The organism is Shewanella sp. 1180_01 (assembly GCF_052850535.1).
This window is the reverse complement of sequence record NZ_VXCT01000030.1, coordinates 53,508-60,286: the sequence shown is the minus strand read 5'-3', so window position 1 is coordinate 60,286 and position 6,779 is coordinate 53,508. Positions and strand designations below refer to the sequence as shown.

Annotated in this window: 7 protein-coding genes; 3 read left to right on the top strand and 4 right to left on the bottom strand. The window is 44.1% G+C overall.

All coding sequences use genetic code 11. From position 1 onward, the window contains the following. Positions 1 to 523: ribosomal protein S5-alanine N-acetyltransferase (rimJ, locus tag FW758_RS15455; protein WP_446445845.1), on the bottom strand; the 523-nt coding region annotated here is incomplete at its 3' end. A 128-nt stretch (positions 524 to 651) separates the two neighbouring features. Between rimJ and nfsB the strand changes: the two genes are divergently transcribed. The 3 genes from nfsB (at position 652) to FW758_RS15440 (ending at position 3,396) form a co-directional block, all read left to right on the top strand. After that, entirely contained in the window at positions 652 to 1,305 is a 654-nt protein-coding gene (gene nfsB, locus FW758_RS15450) for an oxygen-insensitive NAD(P)H nitroreductase (RefSeq protein WP_446445844.1), read from the top strand. Positions 1,306 to 1,643: 338 nt separating this feature from the next. After that, positions 1,644 to 2,288 carry a DNA-J related domain-containing protein gene (locus FW758_RS15445; protein ID WP_071940128.1) on the top strand — a complete coding sequence of 215 codons (645 nt, stop codon included), beginning with the start codon at positions 1,644 to 1,646 and terminating at the stop codon, positions 2,286 to 2,288. Positions 2,289 to 2,640: 352 nt separating this feature from the next. Then, positions 2,641 to 3,396 carry a DsbA family protein gene (locus FW758_RS15440; RefSeq protein ID WP_446445843.1) on the top strand — a complete coding sequence of 252 codons (756 nt, stop codon included), beginning with the start codon at positions 2,641 to 2,643 and terminating at the stop codon, positions 3,394 to 3,396. A gap of 177 nt (positions 3,397 to 3,573) precedes the next feature. On the opposite strand, the gene FW758_RS15435 is transcribed toward FW758_RS15440, so the two are convergent. From FW758_RS15435 to FW758_RS15425, 3 genes are all read right to left on the bottom strand, one after another. Continuing rightward, complete coding sequence (locus FW758_RS15435) at positions 3,574 to 4,101, bottom strand: cytochrome b/b6 domain-containing protein (protein ID WP_071940125.1); 528 nt, start codon at positions 4,099 to 4,101, stop codon at positions 3,574 to 3,576. A gap of 125 nt (positions 4,102 to 4,226) precedes the next feature. Then, on the bottom strand, positions 4,227 to 4,748 hold the full coding sequence (gene hemG, locus FW758_RS15430; RefSeq protein WP_071940224.1) for a menaquinone-dependent protoporphyrinogen IX dehydrogenase: 522 nt from the start codon (positions 4,746 to 4,748) through the stop codon (positions 4,227 to 4,229). A gap of 390 nt (positions 4,749 to 5,138) precedes the next feature. Continuing rightward, complete coding sequence (locus tag FW758_RS15425; protein ID WP_446445842.1) at positions 5,139 to 6,764, bottom strand: di-heme oxidoredictase family protein; 1,626 nt, start codon at positions 6,762 to 6,764, stop codon at positions 5,139 to 5,141. Positions 6,765 to 6,779: the final 15 nt, after the last annotated feature.

Below are 6,779 nucleotides of genomic sequence, written 5' to 3'. Positions count from 1 at the left end.
CTGTCAATACGTGATCCCGCCATTGCCCTGCAATCATCAAGTAATCTCGGGCAAAACCTTCCTTTTCAAATCCTAGTTGCGCCAAAACCGCAGCACTGCGCTTATTTTCAGGCATATAATTTGCCATGATCCGATGAAGCCCAACTTCCTTGAACATGTAATCTATTCCTGCAGATAAGATCTCAGTCATCAACCCCTGCCCCTCAAATCTTTGCGAAATAGAATAGCCAAGGAAACAGGCTTGAAAAGCTCCGCGGGTAACGCCTGTAAAATTACAGATGCCTATGACTTCCTGCCTGTTTTTTGTCAGTGCGACAAACTTAAACTCACTACCATTGCTAAAAGCTTGCTCCGACGCAGTTAACGACTCTTGCCAATATTCAAGTGTTAAATAATGACTTCCACGAATAGGTTCCCAAGGCGCTAAATGTTGTTGATTATCTTGATAGTAGTTCAACAACAAATGCGCAGAATTCCTATCTAGCACTTCAATTAAGCTTCTTTGTGTTTCAATCATTTTCATCACTTATCCTAAATCCAGTTTCAAATTTTTTTTGAAACTAATACCTGTCTTGATCACATTGTTTTTTACTTGAACCTGCTTAAAATGCTGCCATTGAATTTGTATTCCTGATGATTTGGAGCTGTTACATGAGTGATTTAAGTTTCTTCGCCAAAAAACGTTACACCACTAAAGCCTTTGATCCAACAAAGACGATTCCAGCGGAAAAAATTGCAGACATCAAAACCCTACTGCAATTCAGCCCCTCGTCAGTTAACTCACAGCCTTGGCATTTTGTATTAGCAAGCACGGCCGAAGGAAAAGCGTTAGTCGCTCAAGCAACCGAGAATTATGCGTTTAATACCCAAAAAATCCTCAATGCTTCCCATGTGGTGGTGCTCTGCACTCGCACTCAATTAGATGAAGCGTATTTGCTGCAAATCCTTGAACAAGAGGAAAAAGATGGCCGCTTAGCTAATGAGGAAGCCAAACAAGCCCAGCATAATGGCCGTTCTTTCTTCGCCAACATGCATAAGTTTGAGATGAAAGATGCCCAACATTGGATGGAGAAACAGGTCTATTTAGCGCTCGGCACCTTAATGCTCGGCGCAAGTGTATTAGATATTGATGCGTGTCCGATTGAAGGTTTTGATGCCACTAAAATGAATCAAGTCTTAGGCTTAAGAGAGCAAGGTCTATGCGCCTGCGTGGTTGTCGCCTTGGGTTATCACGCAGAAGATGATTTCAACGCTAAATTGCCTAAATCTCGCCTAGAACAAGAGGTGATTTTCACCGAAATCTAGTTCTACCTCTTAAGTGAGCAATCAGCATGCCCTTGATTTGATGTGATATAAACAAGGGCATATTTTTTAGCGCAGTAACCCGCTTCAGCAACAACATCCTAAAACCTGTCTGCTATTAACGACTTATTTGCACAAGAAACCATCTAAAGTAGGAGTAAACCACCATGGTATTGCTCTAAAATTCATCTTTGCCTACACTTTGCCTCTATGGCATGATTTGCTGCACAGTTCAGGACGGCATAGCTTAGCAGATCGTCGTTTCGAGTCATCTTTTTTGCAGCCCAGCGGTTTTTATCGGCGCATTGGTCACACTCACAATTTAGGATGGGACAGTCAGTATGTTATTTGCCAAACCCTCGCTCACTGAAGAACCTCAATCGATTCGAGTTGCAAACACTAAGGGCGATAATCCACTGATTTGGCCATTACTCACGGTTTTACAAGCCTCAAACCAAAGTTGGAAAATCCATCACTTAGCCACAGAATTACAAACCCAAGGGCTGATCCACCAGCTTGATGAAAATCCGGGTAACGATTTATTCAAACGTAACTTCCTACTGATGAACGCCCTGTTTGAGCTGCAGGAAATATTACTGCCAAAGCAATGGCTACAAGTCAAAGCCATGGAAATCCAAATCTTCCGCTTAGTCCCATCAAACGTTAACCTTCTGATTATGCAAGATACTTCCCTGCGTGAGTATTATCTCGATTGGAACAACTACGACACCAGCGAAAACGTAGTGCGTGAATTGCTTGAAGCCTTCTGGAGCAATTATAAGAGCTATATTGGCTTAAATATCAATCTGATGAATAAGGGTAATGCACTGCGAGTTTTCGAATTAGACGAGAGTGCCACCGCCCGTGATATCCGCAAGCAATGGCGCCGTTTAGCGCTCAAGTGGCACCCAGACCGACCCGAAGGTGATGCGGCTCGGTTTCGCGAAGTGTGTGAAGCGTGGCAGTCACTTAGGGACATTGCCTAAGCATTTCACCAGCGATAGTACTTGCCATTAATCAACACCTATCGAATCGTTACCTATCGACACCTATCGCTTTAGCGGTGTGATCCTGTCTGCACTATTGCGACGCCAAGGCGACGCTAAAGTAAATCTAAGACAAAACTTCCATTGGGATCACAGATTTAGCCCAGTCGTGACGGGCCAATTCAGTCATAATTAAGCCTTTCCATTTAACCTGAACCTATGCGTTACGCTGGCATTTTGGCTAGCTAAACTTCTAGATTGAAGCTCACTTTATGGCTTCTGTTGGCCGTTAAATATCGACGATACCCACAACTGACACAGTGAATTCAATCCCACCGAATTTGAGGAAACTATGATTAAACAATTAGCCTTGGCTGTTACCTTAGCGATTGCGCCCTTGAGCACCTTTGCCGCCAATTTTGTTGAAGGCACACACTACACTCAAATCTCGGCAAAAGCGCCTAGCAGCGAACCTAAACTGACTGAATTCTATTCATTTTATTGTCATAACTGCTTCAACATGGAAACCAATTATTTGCCCGATATCAAGGCAAACCTCAACAAACAGATAAGTTTCGACAATAAGCATGTCGACTTTATGAATAGCGACATTGGCACCGAAGTGATGCGCTCTTTGGCCGTGATCCAAAGCCTTGATAACAAAGAAGCCTTAACACATGCCATGTTTACCGCAATCCAAGGTGCTGAGGGCGCAAACGGTCACGATCATAGTGCACCAGGCCATCAACACGAGCCGCAAATTAATAGCCGTGATGACATCAAAAAAGTCTTCGCCCAATTTGGTGTCGATGCCGCTAAATACGACGAATTAGCCGATAGCAAAAGCACCGATGAAAAGCTGGCCCTGTGGCGCACTCAGCAAAATGAATTCAAAATCGACAGCGTCCCCGCCTTTATCGTGAACGATAAATACGCAGTAAACTTAAACAGCATCAAAACCTTAGATGAGTTGATTGGGTTAATTAACTATCTTGCCGTTGAGAAAGATGCCACAGCTGCTAAAACCTCATCGGGTGGTAGCCTAGGCTGGTTATTTCTAGTCTTTGCCGCCGCGATAGGGGTGACACGTCAGCAACGTCTTAGCTAATTCCAGACACATAGGTTCGTTTAAGGTACAAGCGTTAATCCAAGATACGCGCTAGCATAAAAAATGGCCTCCAAATTAGGAGGCCATTTTTATTCGCATTCGATACAAGCTTGCAATATGAGTACTTAATTCAATCGCCTATATAAACACAGTCACTTAGTGATATTTTCCAATCTATTATTGCCTAATAAAATCGAGAATATGGCTCGCTGCCAAGACTAGATGTACGATCAAGAAACCGATAAAAGCCTGCGCAAAAATTTGATGATAACCGCGCCACGCCAGCGCTGTGGGTGTGCCTTGAAATAACAACCAAACGACACCCGTAATCCCAGTCGCCACCAGCAGTAGCATACCTATACCTTCGATGGCACTAAATAACCCTTTGCCGCCTGCGACGGGGAATTTGCCTTTTGTGAGTCCAACTATATCCTGTTTTAACTGTGCCCAATCGCCAACTAGCCAGCCAAAGTATTGGTGCCATTTGCTATGTAAGGTATTGCTGAATAAGAACAATACCCCCAGCACTGCGCACGCTAAACCTAGATACACATGCAAATAATCCCAAAAACCGGCGTTATCGGGTATCCGTCGGCCCATAAAAATCCATGGGCTGGCACAGACAAGTAAACTGCTCGATATCACAATCCACACATGCAGATACTCCATCATGACTCGGAACAAGGAGCTGAGTTTACTCATCATATTTTTTATCCTACTTAATGCTTCCTTTGTCCTTGCCCTTTGCGATGAATGCATTCGTGACGGCTTAATGAGCGCGAATAAAGTGGGCTAGGGGCAAAACGCGGCGCCGCGATTTAATGCAAAAATTAGGCGCGATGGATCTGCTCACCAAAATCAGCCACTTTCTGCCAATCCGTGTATTCCACATTCGTAACAGGATCCGTAGGTCCTTTAGTTAGCCACATGATGAAACGGATAATATTTCTATCTAAGGCGTTATAGCCTTGATAGTTCAAGTTACCACCAAAAACTCGTAATAACTGTGGCCGCCAAGTGGTTTTACTTAAGAATGCCTGCATATAAGGATTAGTTTCTGGCGTGTTTTTCTCGGGTTTACGCGCCACTAAGCTAACGGAGAAAAAACCACTGACCTTATCCGTCAACACGGCTTGATGCTTTTCGATAAATTCGTACAAGCTAGGATTATGTTTACCATGGCGAATACTGGCGCCTATGATGATTTTATCGAACTCATTGAGCGCGGGAGCGGCCTTAATATCAGCGGTAACCACGTCATTGTCCAAGGCCGTTAACTGCTGCGCGAGCTTAGTTGCAATCTTTTGGGTCTGGCCGTGAACACTAGAATAAATGATGAGAATTCTTTTCAATTTAGCCTCGATTAATCCCAAGTAAAATAACCATAAGCGGCCTAAAAAATACTGTTACTGGCGGCTTAATTTCGACTCTCTATGCCCGTTTTGCACATCAAGTGACATCACAACGCACAGACTAAATACACAAAAAGCAGCGATAGACACTCAGAGTCATTGGCATTCCAGTGGGGTTTAACTGGATATGCAAACGTAAAATAACCATTAAGATATTTCATATTAGGTGATTTACCCTGCAATTTACATGAAATAGATCACGGGCTTAGCCCCAAACCACTCAGGTATATGCGGTAGTTTTAGCAAGCTCACAAAAAAAGGCAAACCCTGAGGTTTGCCCATACTGAAATACAGTAAACAGGATGAATCGACAAATCATCTTTTCACGCCTTACAAAGACATTAAAAATGCAATGACTTGCTCACGTTCATTTTTAGATAAATTCATAAAGGCAATTTGACTCTTTTCAGCTTCACCACCATGCCACAATATCGCTTCTTCTAGAGTTGCGGCTCGTCCATCATGTAAGAAACCGGCTTGAGGATTAACCGTCTGAGTTAAACCTATACCCCATAGTGGCCTTGTACGCCATTCGTTTCCCGAGGCTAAAAAGTCTGGTCGGCCATCGGCGAGCCCTTCGCCCATATCGTGTAATAATAAATCAGTGAAGGGATATATCTTCTGTCCTTTTAAGCTATCACTCATGGCTCGTCCACCAATGTCACCACTCGTTTTAGTGGTATAAGAGGGCACATGACAAGCGGTACAATTAAGTTGAGTGAATAATCTCGCCCCCTCTCTTACATTCGGTTGAGCGACATTCCGCCTTGCAGGAACTGCCAAGGTTTCAGCATAAAAAACAACAGCATCACTGAACTCAGCTCCGACTTCAGGCGCACCATTTTCATCTTCCCCTGTATCAATAAAACCTGTTCGAGTGAGATAAGCATCGTGTAGCGCCGTACCTTTGATACTTTCATCAGGGAATAAAGGATTGGTTATGCCAATATCGCCACGCAGTGCACCTAGGGATTGTACACGCACACTTGGGGTATTCGCCTTCCAACCAAAACGGCCTAAAGACACAGGTTCTGGATCGCCCGTTTGTGCCTTCACAGCATCAAAAACATAGTTTGCCCTTGCAGAAATCCCATCATGATTTGCATCATTTTCATCGACATGTTGCAAAATATCCTCCTGCGCAATCGCTTCGAGCAAACCTAAGCCAAATACTGGCATTCCATTACGCCATCCCATTAACACATCGTCTTGCAAAAGATTTGAGGTCAAATTGGGGCTTTGCTTAGTTTCTCCTGGCGCATCATAGGGGTTTTCCACTTCAAATAGCGGCTTCTTCAATAAGACTTCAGTACCGTCTGGGTAAGTAACTGATTTTGTCTCATAAGATAAGTAAACATCCGCTTGCCCAATAAACTGATTCTGTTGCCAATCACCACGTGCTTGCAGTACGCCTCGATGAAACAGTTGTCCGCCGAAATCAGGTACTGGAATGGGTGCACAATAATCATTACTCACATCGCCTTTAATACAGACGTCATTGGCAGCCTTACTTATCCGCAAAAAGATGCCCGCATCTGATCCCAGTTTGACTCGTGCCTGACCTGCGCTGACTTGTGGAGTCGAGTTGCGTCCATCACGTTGATGGCATGCATTGCAGTTAGCGTTATTAAATACGGGGCCTAAACCATCTAACTCAGGGTGCTCAGCGTTTGGCGCCGTGGTAAAAGAAGTCTCAAAAAACTTATCGCCCGCCATGTGCAGCGCAAGTTCAGTCGCTGTTAGATTTACCGATGGTGTAGAGAAACCATGTCCTGAATTGCCTGCATCAAAGGTTGTCGTTGCGCCGCCGCTGGCAGTGATATCCGTATATTCAGGATAAACAATGGGTTCAGGTATGGGTGTATCAACATCTTGTGCATCGCCACTGCCACCACAGGCGCTCAGCTGTAAACAGCCGATGAAAAATGCAGGTAATAAAACGTGTCTGTTATTCATCAAAAATCTCACACA

Bases quoted from the DNA above. Each gene is read 5' to 3' on its own strand.
- FW758_RS15445 (WP_071940128.1), top strand. From the start codon at position 1,644: ATGTTATTTGCCAAACCCTCGCTCACTGAAGAACCTCAATCGATTCGA.
- FW758_RS15425 (WP_446445842.1), bottom strand. From the start codon at position 6,764: ATGAATAACAGACACGTTTTATTACCTGCATTTTTCATCGGCTGTTTA.
- nfsB (WP_446445844.1), top strand. From the start codon at position 652: ATGAGTGATTTAAGTTTCTTCGCCAAAAAACGTTACACCACTAAAGCC.
- FW758_RS15440 (WP_446445843.1), top strand. From the start codon at position 2,641: ATGATTAAACAATTAGCCTTGGCTGTTACCTTAGCGATTGCGCCCTTG.
- FW758_RS15435 (WP_071940125.1), bottom strand. From the start codon at position 4,101: ATGATGAGTAAACTCAGCTCCTTGTTCCGAGTCATGATGGAGTATCTG.